The 20,943-nt window shown below is 67.4% G+C and carries 17 protein-coding genes; 7 read left to right on the plus strand and 10 right to left on the minus strand.

The window, feature by feature from the left end:
• Window positions 1–9: 9 nt before the first annotated feature.
• Window positions 10–816: a DUF3710 domain-containing protein gene (locus ACFFN1_RS16485; RefSeq protein ID WP_376841988.1), complete on the minus strand. Its 807-nt coding sequence runs from the start codon at window positions 814–816 to the stop codon at window positions 10–12.
• Window positions 817–864: 48 nt separating this feature from the next.
• Window positions 865–1,341 carry a dUTP diphosphatase gene (gene dut, locus ACFFN1_RS16490; protein WP_376841990.1) on the minus strand — a complete coding sequence of 159 codons (477 nt, stop codon included), beginning with the start codon at window positions 1,339–1,341 and terminating at the stop codon, window positions 865–867.
• A gap of 148 nt (window positions 1,342–1,489) precedes the next feature.
• On the opposite strand from dut, the gene ACFFN1_RS16495 reads away from it, so the two are divergent.
• Window positions 1,490–1,954 carry a DUF3093 domain-containing protein gene (locus ACFFN1_RS16495; protein WP_376841991.1) on the plus strand — a complete coding sequence of 155 codons (465 nt, stop codon included), beginning with the start codon at window positions 1,490–1,492 and terminating at the stop codon, window positions 1,952–1,954.
• A 104-nt stretch (window positions 1,955–2,058) separates the two neighbouring features.
• Here the strand turns inward: ACFFN1_RS16495 and ACFFN1_RS16500 are convergent, their stop codons facing one another.
• Window positions 2,059–2,358: a DUF4193 domain-containing protein gene (locus ACFFN1_RS16500; protein WP_376841992.1), complete on the minus strand. Its 300-nt coding sequence runs from the start codon at window positions 2,356–2,358 to the stop codon at window positions 2,059–2,061.
• A 259-nt stretch (window positions 2,359–2,617) separates the two neighbouring features.
• On the opposite strand from ACFFN1_RS16500, the gene ACFFN1_RS16505 reads away from it, so the two are divergent.
• The gene (locus ACFFN1_RS16505; RefSeq protein WP_376841993.1) at window positions 2,618–2,845 is read left to right on the plus strand and encodes a hypothetical protein; all 228 of its coding nucleotides are present in this window, start codon (window positions 2,618–2,620) and stop codon (window positions 2,843–2,845) included.
• 206 nt (window positions 2,846–3,051) lie between these two features.
• Here ACFFN1_RS16505 and ACFFN1_RS16510 read toward each other — a convergent pair whose 3' ends face one another.
• Window positions 3,052–4,182, minus strand: a complete 1,131-nt coding sequence (locus tag ACFFN1_RS16510) for a ferrochelatase (protein WP_376841994.1) — start codon at window positions 4,180–4,182, stop codon at window positions 3,052–3,054.
• A 140-nt stretch (window positions 4,183–4,322) separates the two neighbouring features.
• Here ACFFN1_RS16510 and sepH point away from each other — a divergent pair, with 140 nt between their 5' ends.
• Entirely contained in the window at window positions 4,323–5,600 is a 1,278-nt protein-coding gene (gene sepH, locus ACFFN1_RS16515; RefSeq protein ID WP_376841995.1) for a septation protein SepH, read from the plus strand.
• Window positions 5,601–5,670: 70 nt separating this feature from the next.
• Here the strand turns inward: sepH and cydD are convergent, their stop codons facing one another.
• The 3 genes from cydD to ACFFN1_RS16530 are packed head-to-tail and all read right to left on the minus strand — an operon-like array spanning window position 5,671 to window position 11,789.
• Window positions 5,671–9,174, minus strand: a complete 3,504-nt coding sequence (gene cydD, locus ACFFN1_RS16520; RefSeq protein WP_376841996.1) for a thiol reductant ABC exporter subunit CydD — start codon at window positions 9,172–9,174, stop codon at window positions 5,671–5,673.
• Window positions 9,171–10,208 (minus strand): cytochrome d ubiquinol oxidase subunit II, encoded by a 1,038-nt coding sequence (cydB, locus tag ACFFN1_RS16525; RefSeq protein WP_376841998.1) that lies wholly within the window; start codon window positions 10,206–10,208, stop codon window positions 9,171–9,173. The genes cydD and cydB overlap by 4 nt, the downstream gene beginning before the upstream one ends.
• A 9-nt stretch (window positions 10,209–10,217) precedes the next feature.
• Complete coding sequence (locus ACFFN1_RS16530) at window positions 10,218–11,789, minus strand: cytochrome ubiquinol oxidase subunit I (RefSeq protein ID WP_376841999.1); 1,572 nt, start codon at window positions 11,787–11,789, stop codon at window positions 10,218–10,220.
• Window positions 11,790–12,109: 320 nt separating this feature from the next.
• Between ACFFN1_RS16530 and ACFFN1_RS16535 the strand changes: the two genes are divergently transcribed.
• Both ACFFN1_RS16535 and ACFFN1_RS16540 read left to right on the plus strand, forming a co-directional pair.
• A complete protein-coding gene (locus ACFFN1_RS16535; protein ID WP_376842000.1) occupies window positions 12,110–12,469 on the plus strand; it encodes a BlaI/MecI/CopY family transcriptional regulator in 360 nt (119 codons plus the stop codon).
• A 17-nt stretch (window positions 12,470–12,486) separates the two neighbouring features.
• Window positions 12,487–13,377 (plus strand): M56 family metallopeptidase, encoded by an 891-nt coding sequence (locus ACFFN1_RS16540; protein WP_376842002.1) that lies wholly within the window; start codon window positions 12,487–12,489, stop codon window positions 13,375–13,377.
• Between the two features lie 60 nt (window positions 13,378–13,437).
• On the opposite strand, the gene ACFFN1_RS16545 is transcribed toward ACFFN1_RS16540, so the two are convergent.
• Window positions 13,438–15,558: a DNA gyrase/topoisomerase IV subunit B gene (locus ACFFN1_RS16545; RefSeq protein WP_376842003.1), complete on the minus strand. Its 2,121-nt coding sequence runs from the start codon at window positions 15,556–15,558 to the stop codon at window positions 13,438–13,440.
• Between the two features lie 132 nt (window positions 15,559–15,690).
• On the opposite strand from ACFFN1_RS16545, the gene ACFFN1_RS16550 reads away from it, so the two are divergent.
• Window positions 15,691–16,572, plus strand: a complete 882-nt coding sequence (locus tag ACFFN1_RS16550; protein WP_376842004.1) for an N-acetylmuramoyl-L-alanine amidase family protein — start codon at window positions 15,691–15,693, stop codon at window positions 16,570–16,572.
• A 46-nt stretch (window positions 16,573–16,618) separates the two neighbouring features.
• On the opposite strand, the gene ACFFN1_RS16555 is transcribed toward ACFFN1_RS16550, so the two are convergent.
• A complete protein-coding gene (locus ACFFN1_RS16555) occupies window positions 16,619–18,412 on the minus strand; it encodes an RNA polymerase sigma factor (RefSeq protein ID WP_376842005.1) in 1,794 nt (597 codons plus the stop codon).
• 243 nt (window positions 18,413–18,655) lie between these two features.
• On the minus strand, window positions 18,656–19,945 hold the full coding sequence (locus ACFFN1_RS16560; RefSeq protein ID WP_376842006.1) for a DUF4192 family protein: 1,290 nt from the start codon (window positions 19,943–19,945) through the stop codon (window positions 18,656–18,658).
• Between the two features lie 103 nt (window positions 19,946–20,048).
• On the opposite strand from ACFFN1_RS16560, the gene ACFFN1_RS16565 reads away from it, so the two are divergent.
• On the plus strand, window positions 20,049–20,858 hold the full coding sequence (locus ACFFN1_RS16565) for a spermidine synthase (protein ID WP_376842007.1): 810 nt from the start codon (window positions 20,049–20,051) through the stop codon (window positions 20,856–20,858).
• Window positions 20,859–20,943 lie beyond the last annotated feature (85 nt).

Consider the following 20,943-nt stretch of genomic DNA (forward strand, 5'->3'; position numbering starts at 1 on the left):
GAACGGTGATCAGCGGACTTCGGTGATCTCTGGCCCGCGCTCGAACGGGTTGATGTCGTCGTCCTTGTTCGCCTCGGCAACGGCGTCAGGCTGCTTGACGTTCGGCGCGGTCAGCGGCAGCAGCTCGCGCGGCGGCATCGGCTCGGTGCCGCGGTGGACGATGATGTTGCGGAACTGTTCGACGAAGAGCGCACGAACCTCCCCATCGTCGATCGCCTTGCCCGAGAACACGCCGCGGATGAACCAGCGCGGTCCGTCGATGCCGGCGAAGCGGGCGATCCGCAGACCCTTCCGGCCGTCAGAGGTCTGCACCGGGATGCGGGTGAGCAGTTCGCGGCCGAGCTCAGTGTAGAGCTCATCGGTCTGACCGCCGCGCTTGGCGATGTTCTGCTCGATCTGCCCGCGCACAGTGTTCCATACGCCTTCCGAGGTGGGGGCGGCGAAGACCTGCAGCTGCATGGCTCCGCCGCTGTGCTGGACGGTCACCGCAATGATCTTGTTCGTCTTCTCCTCGGCATCGAGCCTAAGCTGCATGCCGTCGTGCACCGGCAGGTGGAGGGCTCCCAGGTCGATCCGGTTGAGCTCGGGCGCCTCCTCCTCCGAGTCGAAGGGCCCCTTCTCCTCCCGATCGAGAGGTGCGGCCTTGGCGAACTCCTCCTCGTCGTCGCCCTCCTCATCGGCAGCCGCCTCGGCAGCGGCGACGGGACCATCCGCCTCGGCGGTGTCGTCGGTGTCCTCTGCGACGGCGTCGGTCTCCGGCGCGACCTCGTCGTCGGTGCTGTGCTTCTTCTTGGAGAAAATGTCGAACAGTCCCATATTTCCTTCCTCAGCGGATGATCGTCAGTGTCGTGCAGTTCCGGCCGTTCAATGCCGAGGGGCGTGGCCGTTCGCGGTGAAGCCGCCGGTCGAGCCGAAGCCGCCGGAGCCCCGCTCGGATTCCTCCAGACTCTCAACGACGTGGAAGTCGGCGTGGACCACGCGCTGGATGATGAGCTGGGCGATGCGGTCGCCGCGGCGGATGGTGCAGGCGCTGTGCGGATCGACGTTAATGAGCGGCACCTTGATCTCACCGCGATAGCCGGCGTCGATGGTGCCGGGGCTGTTGACGACGGTGATGCCGTGCTTGGTGGACAGGCCCGAACGCGGATGCACGAATCCGGCATATCCTTCCGGCAGGGCGATCGCGATGCCGGTGCCAACAGCGCGCCGCTGGCCGGGTTCGAGCACCACGTCCTCGCTCGCGCAGAGGTCGGCTCCGGCGTCCCCGCGGTGCCCGTAGGACGGCAGCGGGAGCTCCGGGTCGAGCTGTCTGATCTCTATCCGCAGTTCTTCATAAGCCACATTGACGCACTCTAGTCCCCTCTCAGCACCGGTGCCACCGTCGATTCCGGGGACGCAGGGCTGCGCAGGCGGCTGGCGCACTCTACGCAGCCGTGCTGCTGCGCTGCCCTGACTGCTGTGCTGCGTGCGGCTGTGGGATACTGGTGGCATGCCCGCCACGACTCAGACATCGCAGACTGTTCGCTATCGTGAACGCCTCTGGCCGCCATTCAGCTGGTGGCTGGTCGCGGCTTTCCTCTCGGCGATGACAGCTGCGATCGTGTTCCCGGTCTGGGTCTGGGGTGCACTCATCATCCCCGTTGTCGTCTTCATTCTCGTGGCGCTGTGGCTGCGCTCAGCATCCGCTGTCGTCATCGTCACCGACACTGAGTTCATCGCCGGGCCGGCGCACATCGATCGCAGCTTCATCGCCGAAGCCCAAGCCTGTGATGAGAAGCAGTCATTCGCCGAACGCGGCCCGCTCCTCGACGCGCTGGCCTTCCTCATGCTGCGGCCCTGGGAGAAGCGGTTGGTGAAGGTCATCCTCGACGACCCGGAGGATCCCACGCCCTACTGGCTGGTCTCCTCGAAGAACCCGCAGGCGCTGGCCGGCGCACTCAACTCACGCGGCTGAATCCGAGGCTGCTGAATCCGAAAGAGCACCGGCGATCTGAACGGATCCCGGTGCTCTCGTCGTGGGCTGCTCCCGTCCGGCAGGATGCTGCAGGCAGGTGCTGATCAGCCGGCGCAGTCAGTGCAGATCGGCATGCCGCCGTCATTGCTGGCCAGCTGCGAATGGTGGCGGACCAGAAAGCATTCCATGCAGGTGAACTCGTCGTTCTGCTTCGGAAGAACGCGCACCGACAGCTCCTCATTGGACAGATCCGCGCCCGGCAGTTCGAACCCTTCGGCAGCCGCAGCCTCGTCTTCGTCGACCTGGCTGGCCTCCTGCTGATTGCGCTGGGCCTTCAGCTCTTCGATGGAGTCGCTGCTGAGCTCGTCATCCTGCTTGCGAGGTGCGTCGTAGTCTGTCGCCATCTGGCCTGATCACTCTCCGCTGATATGGGGGTTGGAGTGGACGGTCGCCACAGGGTACCACGGACGTCCATGAAGCGATACCGTCTCGTATCTCATGGAATTGTGCACGCCATCGGGGCATTTCGCAACAGGGCGGCGGCAAAGACACTTGTGATTCATCACTTCGAAACTCTGCCGACGCCGGACGGGGCCACAATTGCCGCTGTCCTCGGTAAGCTGTGAGCCTATCCACCGTTGTCTACATCTGTAAGGAATCCCTATGAGCGAATTCGAGACTGAGCTCGACAAGCGGGTCAGTGAGCTGCAGGAGCAGCTTGCCGAAGCCCGCCGCAATGACGATGAGCATCTCGTCGAATCCCTCGTCGGGCAGCTGGAGGTGCTCGTCGATCTGGCTGATGCCAATGACGTCGACACCGGAGAGATGAAGCGGGTCCTGGCAGTTGAGACCGGACAGATCCCGGTCATCAAGGACCCGAACGACCACTGACTCTCCCCCGGTCTTCCCCACGCATCCCCGGACTTACCCGTCCCCACCGAGAGATCTCCGGCCCATGGCGTTCTGCGCTTCCGGCCGCAGCGCTGCAGCCCTGTGCTGCTGGAGCCGTTCATCCCCAGCCTGCATCTGCACCGCTGCACACTCATGCCCTCATCTGTGAGCAGATGAGGGCATGAGTGTGCAGCAGCGGAAACACGTCAGCCGGCAGCTGACTCCCACTGTGGGAGGACCGGCCGGTCCTTCATCCCCAGACAGCAGTCGATCGAGCAGGCGCCGGTGCCCGGCTGCAGCGCACCTTCGGGTGTGACGGCGGGAGCTTCGACGCTTTCGCCGCGGCGCTGCGCGGCGCGCTCTTCGACAAGGTCGACGAGTCCGCTCACAAATGCCTCATGCGTGCCGACGGTGGCGGCACGGGTGAAGGCCATGCCGAGCCGCTCAGCGGTCTCCTTGGCTTCGGTGTCGAGGTCGAACTTCACCTCCATATGATCGGAGACGAAGCCGATAGGCACGAGGATGACGCCGGTGACGCCGTCCTCCTTGAGCTCTTCCATCCGGTCGTTGACATCGGGTTCGAGCCACGGCACCTGTGGCGGGCCGGAGCGGGAGCAGTAGACGAGCTCGGATTCGAGGATGAGCTCCTGGCCGAGCTGTTCGGCGATCCAGTCGATGAGCTGCTGATGCTGCCCGCGGTAACCGGCGGTGCGGGCTTCCGAGGCCCTCTGCATGGCCGTGGGGATGGAGTGGGTGACATAGAGCAGGCGGTGCTGAGCCGGGTCGATCTCTCCGACCTGCGCGGTGAAGTCTGCGAGCGCCTGCCGCACGGCATCGAGCTCAGCGGCAGCGAATCCGGGATGGTTGTAGTACTGCCGGATCTTGTCGATCTCGACGCTGATGCCCTCCTCTGCCAGCTGCGCGGTGACGGCTCCGAAGTCCTCGCGGTACTGCCGGCAGGAGGAATAGGAGGAGTACGCCGAGGTGTCGATCGCAAGGAAGGAGCGTGCGCCCTCCGCGGCCTGTGCGCGCAGCACATCGGACAAGAACGGGGCCCAGTTGCGGTTGCCCCACAGCAGCGCGGCGTCGATTCCGCGTGCCTCGAAGGCAGCCTCCAGGGCGGACTTGAGGGCCCGGTTCTGCTCGTTGATCGGTGAGCGGCCGCCGAAGGAGAAGTAGTGCTCGCCGACCTCCTCCAGCCGTTCATCGGGGATGCCGCGCCCACGGGTGACGTTCTGCAGGAACGGCACCACCTCTTCGGGCTTCTCCGGCCCGCCGAAGGACATGAGCACAACTGCGTCAAAGGGTTTGAGATTCGAAGTGGTCACGGCCCCCATTCTAGGACTTCGGACTGTCGCTGCCCCGGGTGTCGGGCTGCTGGGAGCGTCTGTCTCACGACTCGCCCGCATATCTGCGCGGTTTGCCGCAGCGCGTGTGACACGATCGGGTGCAAGTGCGAAATGTGAAAGGTGAGGCAATGACGAAGCTGACGTTTCGCGGCGTGCACAGCGACGGCGAGCACCTGCAGCTGAGCGATGCCGCCGGCAACGACTACCTCCTCCCGATCGATGAGAGCCTCTACGCCGCGCTCCGCGCGCAGCGGATCGCAGCCGTTGAGCAGAAGCGCGAACGCGATGGCCAGCCGATCCGGCCCCGGGACATCCAGGCGATGATCCGCTCGGGCATGACCGCTGACGATGTCGCCGAGTTCACCGGCGAGCCCTTGGAGCACATCCGGCGCTATGAGCATCCGGTGCTCGCTGAGCGCGGCCATATCGCACAGCAGGCGCGCGAGACCCTCGTCTACCCCGACAGCGCCCCCGGCGATTCCCCGACCCCGCTCAACCGCCTGTGCGAAGAACGCCTCAAGCTGCGCAGCGTCGACATCGAGACGATGTCATGGGACGCCTGGAAGCAGAACAACGGCACCTGGTACGTCGAGCTGTCGTTCATCGCTGCCGACCGGCGTCGACGTGCCGGCTGGGAGTACTCCCGCGGTTCGATGACGCCGCTGGACGATGAGGCGCGCTGGCTGGCCGATTCCGGGCCGACCGACTCCGGGCCGATCCCGAACTTCGGTTCCGGCACCGAGCGGGCCTACAACGCCGCGCACCACACCGCCGGCAGCGATGCGGGCACAGCGAGCCCGCTGCGCGATCATCAGGCTGAGACCGGCCGGATCCTCGAAAGCCTGCGCCGCCGTCGCAGCCGCCAGGCCGACTCCGACGGTCCGGTCAGCCACAGCGCACCGCAGGATGCGCCGGATGCAGGACCGGGTCTTGCTCCGGTCGATGCCGCAGCCGATGCACCGGCCCCGCCGGCACCGCAGCTGCAGAGCCGCGGCCGCCTCCATGCCGTCGCCGATGAGCCGGCACCCCGTCCGGACGGCGCCCACACCGCGCTGAGTGCCCCGCAGGAAGCCGAGGACGCCGGCCGGCTGCCGCTGCCGCCGGAGAACCCGACGCGCGCACCGGCAGATGCCGGGCAGTCGACATTCGACATCTTCAACGATCAGCCCTCCCTGCTCGATGAGCCGGGTGTCAGCGATGACCGCAACTCCACACAGCCGATCATGCCGACGCCTGCTGATGCCGCACCCGGTGACAGCGCACCCGCGGCACCGAGTGCCGCAGATGCGAGCGAGGCGGATGCGGAGTCGGCTGACGAGTCCGCTGCCGAGGAGTCCAAGAAGAAGAACGGACGCTCCTCCGTGCCGAGCTGGGATGAGATCATGTTCGGCACCAAACGCGACTGACCGCCACCGCGCGCTGCAGCGCTCGCACGCATCTGAAGCCCCTGCCCAGCTGAACGGCTGAGCAGAGGCTTCAGTCTGCGGTCAGCCGACGGCTCGACCGGCCGGCGAGCCTCACCGGCACATCGGCCTCTGCGATGAGCGAGGTGTCGTGCGTGACGAGCACGACGAGCTCCTCTGCCAGCCCGGCACGCAGATCAGCCATGAGATCTGCCGCCATCTCCTCGTCGAGGTGCGCTGTCGGCTCATCGAGGACCACCACCTCGGCGTCGGCCAGCAGCGTCCGCGCCACGGCCAGCCGCTGGCGCTGCCCGCCGGACAGATGCCCGCCGCCGGCGCCGATGCGCTCATCGAGCCCGAGATCGTCGACGAGGCCGCCCAAGCCCACCCGGCGCAGCGCTGCCTTAAGCTCCGCGTCGCTGGGCCGCTCGTCCCGGGAGCGGGCGATGAGCAGATTGGCCCGCAGCGTGGAGTCGAAGACGTGCGCCTCCTGCGGGCACCAGGAGATCCGGCCGGCCAGATCCATCGGCAGGCTGGCAAGCGCATCGGTGTCGTTGAGCCGGTAGCTGCCGGTGCGCGGATCGAGGAACCGCAGCAGCACGCTCACCAGCGTCGTCTTGCCGGAACCCGACGGCCCGGTCACCGCCGCCACACCGCCGCGGTGCAGCTTCGCATTCAGCCCGGTGAAGACATCGTCCTGCGTGCCCGGCCAGCGGGCCGAGAGCTCCTCCACGCTCAGCTCTTCGATGAGTGCCGGGCTCACGCCGGTGGCCAGCGGCTGCGCGCCGAGGTCCGGATCGAGGTCGTCGACGCGGGCGAGGATCCGGGCCAGTCCCGGCCACTGCTGCACGCTCGAGAGCGCATCGGCGTAGGCGTCGATGAGTGCTAGCGGCAGCAGCACCGTGACCGCCAGCAGTTCGCCGGGCAGCTGCCCGGCGGCCGCCTGGCCGGCGAGCACCGGCAGCATGATGACGCCGGTGATGACGCCGACGACAGTGATGAGGCCTTCCCCCACACCGGTGGCGTGCACGGCCGCCGCCTCATGTGCTGCGGCCTTTTCATCGGCGGCGCGGAACTGCGCGGCCGGGTCTGCGGTGCGGCCGGCGGCGATGAGGTCTTCGCGTGCGTAGAGGAGTCGTGAGAGCAGCGCCAGCGCCTGCTGCCGTGAGCTGAGGGTCGCACTGCTGGCGGCCCGGTCGGCCAGCAGCGTCGCCCACGGAGCTGCGATGAGGCAGATGAGCCCGCCGATGAGCATGACGACAGCGGCCTGCCAGGCGATGAGCGCCAGCGTCGTGACAGCACCGAGTGTGACACCGAGAGCGACGATCGGCGGCAGCACGACGCGCGGGACCAGATCGCGGATGTCGTCGACATCGGCGATGAATCGGGTGAGGGCGACATCACCGCGCAGCAGGGTGCGGTTGGCAGTGCCGGTGCGGGCGAAGCCCGTCCACATTCGCTCCCGCAGATCGATGAGCGCACCGAGCACCGCATCGTGGAGGGCGAGGCGCTGCAGATAGGTGAGCACGGAACGCGACAGCCCGAACAGCCGCACCCCCACGATCGCGACGAGCAGATACATGATCGGCGGCTGGGCGGAGGCGCGGACGATGAGCCAGGCGGAGACTCCCGTCAGCGCGGCGCCGGCAGCGACTGCGGCGATGCCGTAGACGACGGCCAGCCAGAACTTCGCGGTGCGCATGTCCGCGGCGGCCGCCAGGCGGCGCAGCAGTGTGCGCCTCGGCACCGGCGCACCGGATCCGTCCGTGGTCCGGGAGTCCTCGGCCGTGCCCGAGGTGTCGGCTCGGTCCTCGTGAGATCCCGCGCCCGAGGCGGTGGCCGGGTCGGCCTGCACCGCGACTCGAGGCTCACTCACCTGAGCGTCGCTGTCAGAGGTGGGCGGCTCCGGGACGCGCGGGGCTTCCGGGACGCGCGGGGCTTCCGGGGCGCTGCCGTGTGGGGCGGTCAGCGCGATGACCGCATCGGCGCCGGCGATGAGGGTCTCATCGTGGGTGGCGGCGATGACCGGGCGGGTGCGCGCCAGCGTGTGGAGGGTGGCCCGCACCTGCGCGGCCGCCGCGGCGTCGAGGTGCGCGGTGGGCTCATCGACGAGCACGAGCGCGGCATCGGGCTGCGCGCACACGCGGGCGATCGCCAGGCGGCGCTGCTCGCCGGGGCTCAGCGCTGCACAGGCAGTCGCCGGATCGATGTCCAGGGCGACGGCAGCTGCCAGCTCTGCCACCTCGAGCGCGCTCAGCTGCCGGTCGGCGTAGAGCGAGAGCTCCTCGGCGACGGTGTGCGCGTACATCCGCGGCCCCTGCCCGGCATAGGCGGTGCGGGCGGGCACGCCGGCCACCTCGCCGGTGATGACGGTCTGTCCATCCTCGGTGCTGCGCACCAGGCCGGCGAGCACGCCGAGCAGTGTGCTCTTGCCCGATCCCGAGGTGCCGGTGAGCACCGTGACGCCGGTCGCCGGCACCGTCGCCGACAGCGCCGGGAGCGCCGGCTGCTGGCGGCCGGCATAGGAGACTGCCAGCCTGTCGATGCGGATCGGTGCGGGTGCGCCGCTGGGCTCATCCGCCTCGGCGGCGGTGGGAGGCGCGCTGCGGCCGGCGCGCGGGGTGGTGGGATGTTCGGTCATCTCGCTGACGCGCCCATAGGCGGCCACACCGTTCTCGGTGGAGTGGAATGCGGCGCCGAGCCGCCGCAACGGCAGGAAGCACTCCGGGGCGAGGATGAGGGCGAAGAGCCCGGCTTCCAGGCCCATGTGCCCGTAGACGAGGCGCACGCCGATGAACACCGCGACGACAGCCACGGAGATGGTGGCGATGAGCTCAAGGGCCAGCGCGCTGAGAAAGGCCACGCGCAGGGTCTGCATCGTCGTCGCCCGGTAGCTGGTGCTCATGCGCCTGAGCGCAGCGGTCTGGGCGGCCACGCGGCCGAGGCCCACGAGCACCGGCAGGCCGCGGGCGAGTTCGACGATATTGGTCGAGAGCTGGCCGAGGGCGCGGGTGGCGTCGCTCACCCGGTTCTCGGTGTACCTGCCGATGAGGATCATGAAGATCGGCACGAGCGGCAGGGTGAGGACGAGGATGAGGGAGCTGACCCAGTCGGTCAGCAGCACCCGGACGATGATGAGACCGGGGATGAGGGCGCTGGCGGTGAGCGCCGGGAGCACGCCGGTGAAGTAGTCGTCGAGGTCATCGAGGGTGCGGGTGGCGGTCAGCGCCAGCGCCCCGTCGGAGGCCGGCAGATCCCGTCCGGAGCCTGCCAGGCTGCGCTCGACGAGGCGGGCGCGCAGTGTCGTCTTGAAGCCGACTGCCGCCCTGGCGCCGGCGGTCTTCGCAGCCCAGGTGGCCAGGCCGCGGATGAGTGCACCGGTCAGTCCGAACGCGAGCGCCGTGGTGATCGGCCTGCCGTCCATCGCTGCGACGATGCCGCGGGCGATGCCGTCGGCGACGAGGATGAGGCCGATCGCCTGCGCTGCGGCGATGAAGCCCAAGTGCCACAGCGCCCGCCGGCCCTGTGGGGCTGCGAGCGCTATGGCGATCGGTGAGCGGCTCGGGGTCCGCGTCACTGATGGTGGCTGCGGATGGCGATCGGCACCTGGTGCGCCGGCGGGATGTGCTCGACCTTCAGCCGCTTGGCAAAGACCGAGTAGCTCCAGATCTGGTAGACCAGCACGATCGGGACGAACACGATCGCCACGACGAGCATGACGGTGAGCGTGTAGCCCGAGGACGAGGCGTTCGAGACGGTCAGCGAGAAGCTCTCATCGATCGTCGAGGGCAGCACATTCGGGTAGATCGCCTGGAAGACCGTGGTGACGCCGACGGCCAGGAACAGCGCCTGGGCGATGAAGGCCGGCTTCTCCGCTCCGCCGCGGATCTGCATCCACATGACGGCAGCCAGTGCGGCGGCGACGACGATGAGGATCCAGCCGAGGATTCCGCCGTTCATGACCTGAACGATGATGACCCAGGCGACGAGCGGCAGCAGGAGCACCGGCGCCAGCTTGGCGGCGGTGTCACGGGCCCGGACCCGCACCTCGCCGTCGGTCTTGAGGGAGATGAACAGCAGGCCGTGCAGCAGACAGAAGCCGACGACGCCGAGTCCGCCGATGATGGCGTAGATGTTGACCCAGGCGAAGGGTCCGCCGATGTTGTCGCCGTTCTCATTGAGCGGCAGACCGGTGGTCGTGAGTGCGAGCATCGCACCGACGCAGAACGCAGCCACGGCCGAGCCGCCGGCCAGGCACCAGGTCCAGCCGTTGCGCCACGCCTCGGTGTGGCCCTTGCCGCGGTATTCGATGGCGACCGCACGCAGGATGAGGGCGAGCAGCGCGAGGGTGAGCGGAAGGTACAGCGCCGAGAACAGCGAGGCGTACCACATGGGGAAGGCTGCGAAGGTCGCACCGCCGGCGGTGAGCAGCCAGACCTCGTTGCCGTCCCAGACCGGGCCGATCGTGTTCAGCAGGACACGGCGCTCCTTCTCGTCGCGGGAGAAGCCCTTGAGCAGCATGCCCACACCGAGGTCGAAGCCTTCGAGGAAGAGGTAGCCGAGCCAGAGGACGGCGATGAGAATGAACCAGATTGTCGGCAGAAGTTCCATGTTCTCCCCTTAGTACGCGAACGACAGGACGTCGTCGTCACTCGAGTCGACTGTGGGTTTGTAGTTGGCCTTGTCGAGCTCGGGCATGGCCGAGACGACACCGCCGCGGGCGTAGGCCATGATGAGCTTGAGCTCGAAGACCATGAGCACTCCGTAGATGAGCGTGAGCGCGATGAGGGAGAACAGCAGCTCTCCGGCACTGACCGATGGCGAGATCGCAGCCGCGGTGTAGAGGAACACTCCGTCGATGCCGGAGGGATCCGGATTCGGGGCGACGACGAAGGGCTGACGGCCCATCTCGGTGAACACCCAGCCGGCGGAGTTCGCGATGAACGGTGCGGCGATGCCCCACAGCGCCAGCCGCGACAGGAACGCTGAGCGCGGGACCGTGCCCTTGCGGGTGGCCCAGAGGGCGTAGGCGGCTGCGGCTGCGCCGAGCACACCGAAGCCGACCATGAAGCGGAAGCCCCAGTACGTGACGATCATGAGCGGCTGGTAGTCGACCTCCTGGCCGGAGTACTCGCCGTACATCTCACCTTCGGGCAGGTGGGTGCCGTACTGCTCCTGGTATTCCGGGATGAGGGTGTTGACGCCGGGCACCTCGGTGCTGAAGTCGCCGTTGGCGAGGAAGGACAACAGGGCGGGGATCTCGATGACCGGGGTGACGTCGCCGCACTCATTGGAGGACAGGTCGCCGATGGTGAGCACGGAGAACTCGGTGCCGTCGTGGCAGGCGCCTTCGGCTGAGGCCATCTTCATCGGCTGCTGCTCGAACATGAGCTTGGCCTGGATGTCGCCGGTGATGGCGACGAAGACGAAGGCGATGACCGCGGCCCAGGCACCGATGCGCAGCGACCTGTGCCATACGGTGTGGTCCTTCTCGTCACGGCCGGGCACCTCGGGAGCGGATCCAACGACGACACGGCCGGTCTCATCGACGGTGTCGATGCCGTCGACCCGGCGCCGCCACAGGTGGTGCCAGGCGATGCCGAGGAGGAAGGCGCCGCCGACGGCGACGGAACCGGCCAGCGTGTGCGTGTAGGCGGCCCAGGCGGTGCTGTTCATGAGCACCGCAGCGACGTCGACCATCTGCGGGCGGCCGTCGATGATCTCAACGCCGACCGGGTGCTGCATCCAGGAGTTGGCGACGATGATGAAGTAGGCCGAGAGCCAGGATCCGATGACGGCGGCCCAGAGGACGCCGAGGTGGAGCTTGCGGTTGAGGCGACCCCAGCCGAAGATCCACAGGCCCAGGAATGTCGACTCGAGGAAGAAGGCGATGAGCGCCTCCATGGCCAGGGGAGCACCGAAGACGTCGCCGACGAAGCGGGAGTACTCCGACCAGGCCATGCCGAACTGGAACTCCTGGACGATGCCGGTGGCCACGCCCATGATGAAGTTGATGAGGTAGAGCTTGCCCCAGAACTTGGTGGCGCGCAGCCAGACCTCGTTTCCGGTGCGGTGGTACATGGTCTGCAGGACCGCGACCAGCAGGCCCAGGCCCAGAGTCAGCGGCACCATCCAGAAGTGGTACACCGTGGTGATGCCGAACTGCCATCGGCCGATCAGTACCGGATCCACCTTGTCCTCCTGTCTCCGCGCAGGCTGGGGAATTCCTGCCTGCGGGCTGGGAAATCTACCTGCAAGTAGAGTATCGGCTTGACAGCGCTTGCGTTCGAAAGCCCACATCGCACGCCCCGCTGTCTCATTAGCTGAACTTACGACGAGACAGACCCGAAGTGCCCGCTGGCCATATTTTCCTTGACCCTGCTGTGCCCCTGGGCTTTACTGGGAGGTGGCCTGAAACAGACACGCCGTTTCGGGCCATGCCAGGTGCTCAGCATTATCAGCACTAAACTGTTGCTAAAAGCAGGCGAAACCACGACAGGGAGAGTACGTAGGTGGCAACTCTGGGTGAACTCGAGCGCAGCGTCATGAATGCGCTGTGGAACTCAGTCGATGGAATGACCGCCGCGGATCTGCGCACTGCGCTCGCCGATCGCGATCTGGCTCTCACCACTGTTCACACTGTGCTCACGCGCCTGGAGAAGAAGGGCTTCGCCCGCCGCGACCGTTCGGAGCGCCCCCACCGCTATCTGGCGCTGTCCACCCGTGAAGAGCATGTCGCCGAGCTCATGAACGAAGTGCTCAACCAGGCCCCCGACCGCCAGGCGGTGCTCGCCCGCTTCCTCGGCACGGTCTCGGACTCCGACACCGCCTTCCTCAGCCGACTCCTGCAACGCCGCGGCGCAGATACCTGACGGATCAGCCCGATCCGATGGCATTCAGCGCAGCGCTGCTGACAGCGCTTGCGGTTGCCCTTGCGTGGCCGATCCCCCGGCTCTTCGCCCGTCACCCCGGCAGCCGTGACCCGGCTGCCCGCCTGCTGCTGTGGCAGGCGATCGGCCTGGCCGGCGGACTCTCGCTGACATCTGCCGTGCTGCTGTGGGCGTTCCTGCCCTTCACCCGCCAACCCGGTGCCGCTGGGCTGCTCGACGGGCACGGTCTCAGCGTCCTGAGCTGGTGGAACTGGATGCTCGCCGGGCTCGGAATCCTACTGCTGCTGCGGCTGCTCAGCAGCCTGGCCATCCACTGGTTCCGCGTGCGCCGTCAGCGGCGCCGCCACGCTGCGCTCATCACTGTGCTCACCGAACCCTCCCAGGAGCTGCCGCACACCCGGATCCTGCCCGTCGACGAGGCCGTCGCCTACTGCCTGCCGCACGGCCAGCACGGCACGACGGTGCTCTCCACCGGACTCATCGATGCACTCAGCTCTGCCGAACGCGATGCAGTCGTCGCCCATGAGCGGGCGCACCTGAGCTGCCGGCACGAACTCGTCGTGCTCCCCTTCGCAGCCTGGCAGCATGCGCTGCCGTTCCTGCCGGTGGCTCGCCAGGCACTCGATCAGGTCACCCGCCTCATCGAGGTGATGGCCGATGACATCGCCCGCCGGCAGGTCGATGCCGCTGACCTGGCTGCTGCTGTGCGGCAGATGAGCCGGCTGCAGGCAGGGCGCCACAGCCGCAAGCTCACCGCCGAACGACTCGCCCGGCTGGCACATCCGCCGGAGACTCCCTCAATGCGGCTGCGTGCTGCGGTCACCATCGTCTCGGCGGCGCTCGTCATCAGCCCGCCGGTCGTGGCAGCGCTGGAACTGGCCGGGCTCTGAGCCGAACGGACCGCGGTGCCGCCGGGCTCTGAACCGGCTCAGGCGTCGAGGCAGGCCGGCTCAGGCGTCGATCTTCTCCGCGTCGAGCACTGCGGCACCGGAGACGATGAACTCCTTGCGCGGGGCGACTTCAGAGCCCATCAGCAGTCCGAAGGTCGTCTCCGCGGCCTCGGCGTCGGCCATCGTCACCCGGCGCAGCGAGCGCAGCGCGGGATCCATCGTCGTCTCCGCCAGCTGATCGGCGTCCATCTCGCCGAGTCCCTTGTAGCGCTGCGGTGTCTTGTAGGTCTTCTTCGACCGGTCGAGCTTGCGCAGTGCGGCCGAGAGCTCCTTCTCCGAGTACGTGTAGACGTAGTCGTTGGGCTTGCCGCGGTTGATGACTTCGATGCGGTGCAGCGGCGGCACGGCGGCGTAGACGCGGCCGGCTTCGACGAGTGGGCGCATATAGCGGAAGAACAGCGTCAGCAGCAGGGTGCGGATGTGGGCGCCGTCGACATCCGCGTCGGTCATGATAATGACCTTGCCATAGCGGGCGGCGTCGACGTCGAAGGTCCGGCCGGTGCCGGCGCCGATCACCTGGATGAGGGCCGAGCACTCAGCATTGGCGAGCATGTCGCCGACCGAGGCTTTCTGCACATTGAGGATCTTGCCGCGGATGGGGAACAGCGCCTGGAACTCGGAGTCGCGGGCCTGTTTGGCGGTACCCATCGCCGAATCGCCCTCGACGATGAACAGCTCGGAGCGGTCGAGGTCGTTGTTGCGGCAGTCGTAGAGCTTCGCCGGCAGAGAGGAGGACTCCAGGGCCGTCTTGCGGCGCTGGTTCTCCTTGTGGGTGCGGGCGGAGATCCGCGACTTCATCTCGGAGACGACCTTCTCCAGCAGCAGCATCGCCTGCTGCTTCTGCGGCCGCTTCGTCGAGGTGAGGATCTCCCCGAGCTGGGCGTCGACGGCGCGGGCGACGATCTGCCGGACCGCTGCGGTGCCGAGCACCTCCTTGGTCTGGCCTTCGAACTGCGGTTCGGCCATCCGGACAGTAACGACGGCGGTCAGGCCGGCGAGCACATCGTCCTTCTCCAGTTTGTCCTTGCCGACCTTGAGCTTGCGCGCATTGGCTTCCACCGACTTGCGGATCGTGCGCAGCAGCGCGGTTTCGAAGCCCGCCACGTGGGTGCCGCCCTTGGGGGTGGCGATGATGTTGACGAAGCTCTTGATCCGGGTCTCGTAGTCGCGTCCCCAGCGCAGCGCGATGTCGACACCGACTTCGCGTTCGACTTCGGTGGAGACCATATGGCCCTGCTCGTCGAGCACCGGCACCGTCTCGGTGAAGGTCTCGGTGCCGCTCAGCCGCCACGTGTCGGTCAGCGCCTCGTCGTGGGCGAGGTGGTCGACGTATTCGGAGATGCCGCCGTCGAACCGGAACTCCTCCGCCCGCGATTCGATGATCTCGCCGGTCTCGTCGCGGGCGACACCGCGGTTGTCGGTCACGCGGATGGCGAGGCCGGGCACGAGGAAGGCCGTCTGCCGGGCCCTGTCGATGAGGGCGTCGTAGGTGAAGTCAGCGTCCTTGAGGAAAATCTGCGGATCGGCCCAGTAGCGCACCCGGGTGCCGGTCACGCCGCGCTTGGCCTTGCCGACGATGTCGAGTTCGGAGGCCTTCTTGAAAGGAGTGAACGGGTTGTCCGGCGAGGGCTGGCCGCTGCTGTCGTCGAACCGGCCGGGCTTGCCGCGCTGGAAGGACATCCGGTAGACCTTCGATGCACGGGTGACTTCGACGTCGAGGCGGGAGGACAGGGCGTTGACGACCGAGGCACCGACGCCGTGCAGTCCGCCGACGGCCGCATACGAGCCGCCACCGAACTTGCCGCCGGCGTGCAGCTTGGTCATGACGACCTCGACACCGGTGAGGCCGGTCTTGGGTTCGATGTCGACGGGGATGCCGCGGCCGTGGTCGGCGACGGTGACGGCGCCATCCGGGTGGAGGGTGATGTCGATGTCCTCGCCGTAGCCGCCGAGGGCCTCGTCGACGGAGTTGTCGATGATCTCCCACAGGCAGTGCATGAGTCCGCGCGAGTCGGTCGAGCCGATGTACATGCCCGGGCGTTTGCGCACAGCGTCGAGCCCTTCGAGGACGGAGAGCTGCCGCGCTCCGTATTCCTTGTCCGAGGCCTTCTTGACTGCCACGCTTCCACCTTCCCTTGCCGTGCGGTGCGCCTGCTGTGCCGCGGGTCGCCATCAGAGTCTATCCGCTCACAGCGCTGATCGCGTGCTGCCATGCCGGGCTGCAGCCGATCGACTCTCCGCTACGCTGGGAGTGTGAGACGCCCCTCCCCTCCCCTGCGCCTGTCCGCTGCTGCCAGCCTCCTGCTGAGCAGCTGCCTCGTGCTGGGCGGCTGCGGTGGGGGCTCCGGCGCCGAAGCGGAGCACACCTCGGGCGCGGACACCACACCCATCGCCGAGGAGCCGGTTCCGTCCCGCACATCGGAGACCGAGGCCTCGGCGCCGGAGAAGACCTCCGCACCGGAGACCTCGGCGCCGGCTCTTGAGGGCAAGACGGTGGCACTCGATCCCGGGCACAACGGCGCCAACGCGCGCAACGCCTCGGAGGTCAACCGCCAGGTTCCGGATGGCCGCGGCGGGACGAAGGCCTGCAATACGACAGGCACCGCCACGGCCGGCGACTACGCCGAGCATGCCTTCACCTTCGATGTCGCCGAACGCGCGCGCACCCTGCTCGAGGATGCCGGCGCCGAGGTGGTGATGTCGCGCGAGGACGATGAGGGCGTGGGGCCGTGCGTGGATGAGCGCGGCCAGTTCGCCGGTGAGGCCGGGGCCGATGTGCTCGTGAGCATCCACGCCAACGGCACGGAGGACACCTCAGCGCGCGGATTCCATGTCATCGTCGTCGAGGACGCCCAGCACGAGGGTGTCGAGGAGCCCAGCCAGGCGCTTGCCGAGCAGATGGTGGCAGCCTTCGAAGACGCGGACTTCGCACCGAATCCGGCCTATGGGGCCGATGGCATTGTGGCGCGCACCGATATCGCCGGGCTCAACCATGCCTCGGTGCCGGCGGTGCTCGTCGAATGCGGTGAGATGCGCAATCCGGACGAGGCTGCGGTCATGGAATCCGAAGAGGGCCGGCAGCGCTATGCCGAGGCGATCACTGCGGGAGTGACGGAGTCACTCGCTGAGAACTGAGCGAGCCGGGCACCAGCAGATGCTGGCACCCGGCTCATGAGGCGTCTCAGTCAAGGTAGTCGCGCAGCACCTGCGAACGCGAGGGATGGCGCAGCTTGGCCATCGTCTTCGACTCGATCTGGCGGATCCGCTCACGGGTGACGCCGTAGACCTTGCCGATCTCGTCGAGGGTCTTCGGCTGGCCGTCATTGAGTCCGAAGCGCATCGACACGACACCGGCTTCGCGCTCGGAGAGGGTGTCGAGCACCGAGTGCAGCTGCTCCTGCAGGAGCGTGAAGCTGACCGAGTCAGCCGGGACGACAGCCTCGGAGTCCTCGATGAGGTCACCGAACTCCGAATCGCCGTCTTCACCGAGCGGGGTGTGCAGGGAGATCGGCTCGCGGCCGTACTTCTGCACCTCGATGACGCGCTCCGGGGTCATGTCGAGTTCCTTGGCCAGCTCCTCCGGGCTGGGTTCCCGGCCCAGGTCCTGGAGCATCTGGCGCTGCACGCGCGCGAGCTTGTTGATTACTTCGACCATGTGCACCGGGATGCGGATGGTGCGGGCCTGGTCGGCCATCGCGCGGGTGATCGCCTGGCGGATCCACCACGTGGCGTAGGTCGAGAACTTGAACCCCTTAGTGTAGTCGAACTTCTCGACAGCACGGATGAGGCCGAGGTTGCCTTCCTGGATGAGGTCGAGGAAGAGCATGCCGCGGCCGGTGTAGCGCTTGGCCAGGGACACGACCAGACGCAGGTTCGCCTCCAGCAGGTGGTTCTTGGCCAGCCGGCCGTCGTGGATGATCCACTTGTAGTCGCGGACGTCCTTTGCCTCGGTGACTTCGCCTTTGTTGAGCAGGTGCTCAGCGTACATGCCGGCCTCGATGCGCTTGGCGAGGTCGACCTCTTCGGCTGCGTTCAGCAGCGCGACCTTGCCGATGAGCTTGAGGTAGTCCTTGACAGGGTCAGCGGTGGCTCCGGCGGAGACGACCTGCTGGGCCGGCTGGTCGTCGTCATCGGCGTCGGAGACGACGAAGCCGCCGGCTTCCTTGACCGCCTCGTCCTTCTTCTCCTCCTGAGCGTTCTTCGTCTCAGTCTGCTCGTCGTTGGCCAGCGCTTCTGCTTCGAGCTGCTCGACCGGGGTCTCCGGTGCGGCACCGTCAGCGCCCTTGGCTGCTGCAGCGGCGTCCTTGGCCTTGGCAGCACCCGACTGGCTCGTCTTCTTCGCCGCCGTGGTCTTCTTCGCTGCTGTGCTCTTGGCCGCGGTCGTCTTCTTGGCAGCAGTGCTCTTGGCAGCGGTGGCCTTCTTCGCAGCCGTGGTCGTCTTCTTGGCCGTTGTCGATTTCGCGGCAGTGGTCTTCTTCGCTGCGGTCGTCGAGCTGGTCGACTTCTTCGCAGCCGTCGACTTCGGCGCAGTTGACTTAGAGGCAGCTGACTTCGACGCCGTGCTGGACTTCGCAGCGGTCGATGTGCCGGTGCTGCTCTTGGTCGCCGTCGTCTTCTTGGCCGCGGCGGTCGTCTTCTTGGCCGCGGTCGTCTTCTTGGCCGCGGTGGTCTTCTTCGCAGTCGTCGAGGAGCCGGTCGTCTTCTTGGCAGCCGTGGACTTTGCAGCAGGCGTTTTCTTTGCTGCCGGCTTCTTCGCCGCAGTGGTGGAGCTGGCCGACTTCGCGGCGGTCGACTTCGCAGTCGTCTTCGACTGTGCAGCGGTCGTCTTGCGTGCGGCGGTGGTCTTCTTTGCTGCCGGCTTCTTGGCAGCAGTGGACTTCGCAGCGTTCGTTGCCGACTTCTCCACTGTCGTCGACTTCGACGGCGTGCCCGTCGATGCGGCAGTGGTGCTCGAATCCTTGGCGTCTGTCGGCACTGGATCACCTTTCGGAAGAGTCGTGTCTGGCCCCGCTGACACTCTTCGAGCATCAGTAAGACCCTTGTCAAGCATGGGAGCAAACCCCCGTGTGGGGTTGCTCCGCCTGACCGGGTCAACGCCTCATTCTGTCACGATATTCCCGCGCGTGCGAATCCCACGCATGCGCAGACCAGAATGACAAGACCTCACGCAAGTGATATCCACCACACAGGCAGCACCGCATGCAGGCCCCGGCCGCGCTCATCCCTCCAGCACCGGCGGGTCGTCCCAGCCGAGCACCATCGGTCCTGCCCCGTCGCTGGAGTCCTGCCACGCATTCTCCTCCGGACCCTGCGCCTCAGACGCGGTGGCGAGCAGGTCGTCAGACACCTGCTCCCCTGGGACATGCGGTTCTTTCGCCCAGCCCGGCAGGGTGCCGCTCTCCACAGCGTGATCGACGAGGTGGGCCAGTTTGTGCTCGCTGTCGAAGCTCAGCGCATTCCGGGCGAAGCGCTGCGCGAACGAGGCTCGGCCGACGGACCATTCCATCCATGCGATGAGCGCCAGCACAGCCGGCAGGTGGTCCATGCTGACGTAGGTGGCCATCATCTTCAGCAGCATGATCCCGTAGTGGGTGCGGCGGGCATCCGGCCGGCGCTCGCTGATCCCGGGCACATCGGCGGTCGCCTCCGCCAGGGGAGCCACCGCCTCGGCGTAGGGACCGAACTCGCCTGGATCGAGCAGACGCATATCCTCGGGCAGGAAGGCGCTGTGCTCGAAGCACACGAGCATCTGCACGGCATCGCGTCCCCACTCTTGAGCGCACAGGTCCTCCAGGCCGAGCACTGCGAGCGGATCCGGCTGCGGCAGCGCCTGCAGATCGTGATGCTCACCGGACTCCACGAGGTCGGCATAGCGCAGCGCTTCCGCCAGCCACGCGTCATGCAGGTCTGAGCGGTGATGGCCGGCCGCCCTTGCGGCGTCGATGGCCCGTTCGGTGTCGACATCGCAGGCCGGCAGCGCTGCTGCAGCAGAGAAGCTGGCATGCGGAGCGCCATTGCTCAGGGTCAGCTGCTGGACTGCCCTGGTGCTGGCCAGCTGCGGGACGAAGCCGACCTGTGCTCTGCCGTCGAAGGTGCCGTAGCTGAACGGGGAGACCCACCATGGCCGGAAGGTCTCGAAGCCGGCACAGTGCAGGGCTTCGCATATGAAGTCCAGCGGCTGTGCGAAGGCGCTGCGCTCAGCGCCGGTCGAGTCCGGCAGCCGGGACTGCAGCACCGCTGCCTGCTTCTCATCGCAGAACAGCACAGGCATCGCGCATTCCGTCGCCGTCACCCTCCGCAGTGCGCACACCGGCGTCAGCAGCGCCTCCTCCGTACAGTCGGAGACGGCTTCGGCAGTGAAGTCGATGCGCAGGGCCGGGCCGAAGGTGATGGTGCTCTCGCCTCGATCGAAGGTCACGAGTACGAGTGAGTCGGTGGGCTGGTACTCCAGCAGGTAGGGAACGGTGCTGATGATCTCGGTGGCGATCTCTTCTGGTGCGTCTTTCATACTCCTCACCCTGCGGCGAGCGCCCAGGTGTGAGACTGCACCGCGGCCGGGCTGTGGACGACCGCCGGATATCCACAGTGCAGCGGCGTCTACAGTAAGCCGCATGGGACGCAGACGAGCCAAGGACACAGCCGAGCAGCGGGAGTTCGCCATCTCGACCGGCACCGCACGCCTCGAGCCGGTCCCTGCGGAACCGGATTCCTGGGTGCTCTACGTCAACGGCGTGCCCAGCTCGTGCATCACGCTCAGCGATCCGACCCGTCTGGACTTCGAGTACCTCGACTGGATGGCCCGCATCATCGACACGGTCTTCCACACCGGGCAGACCCTGCGTGCCGTGCACATCGGCGCGGCCGGCTGCTCGCTGGCCCGGTCCATCGACGCCACCCGGCCGGGCTCCCGGCAGACTGCCATCGACATCGATGCGCAGCTGCTCGACTATGTTCGCGAGTGGTTCGAGCTGCCGCGCTCCCCTGCGCTCAAGCTGCGTGCCGGTGACGGCGCGGAGGAGATCGCGACGTTCCGCGATGATGCGCTCAGCCTCATCGTCCGCGATGCCTTCGCCGGCGCTGAGACACCGGCCCAGCTGGCCGATGACGTCTTCTTCGGCCATGTCTCCCGCACACTGGCAGCAGAGGGCCTGTACCTGGCCAATATCGCCGACCGTCCCCCGCACCAGTCCGCCCGGGCAGAGCTGACGCGCATGCGTGAGCACTTCGGTCATATCGCCCTCGTCGCCGATCCCGGCCAGCTGCGCGGGCGCCGCTACGGCAATCTCCTCGCTGTCGCCTCGGGAGCGGAGTTCGACGTCATCGCAGTCGCCAAGGCGCTGCGCGCCGGCCCGGCGATGGCCACGGTGCTCACCGGCCGGGAGCTCGCGGACTTCTGTGGCTGGCCGGCCACGCCCAGATGAACTCCTCGCCAACACTTCACCCGGCGGGCCCCTGTGGTGACGGGCGCGGGAGAACCCGGCATAATTGATTGCCGACCAGAAAGGC

Origin of the sequence: Brevibacterium otitidis, from assembly GCF_042429315.1 — a bacterium.
Taxonomy (GTDB): Bacteria; Actinomycetota; Actinomycetes; order Actinomycetales; family Brevibacteriaceae; genus Brevibacterium; species Brevibacterium otitidis.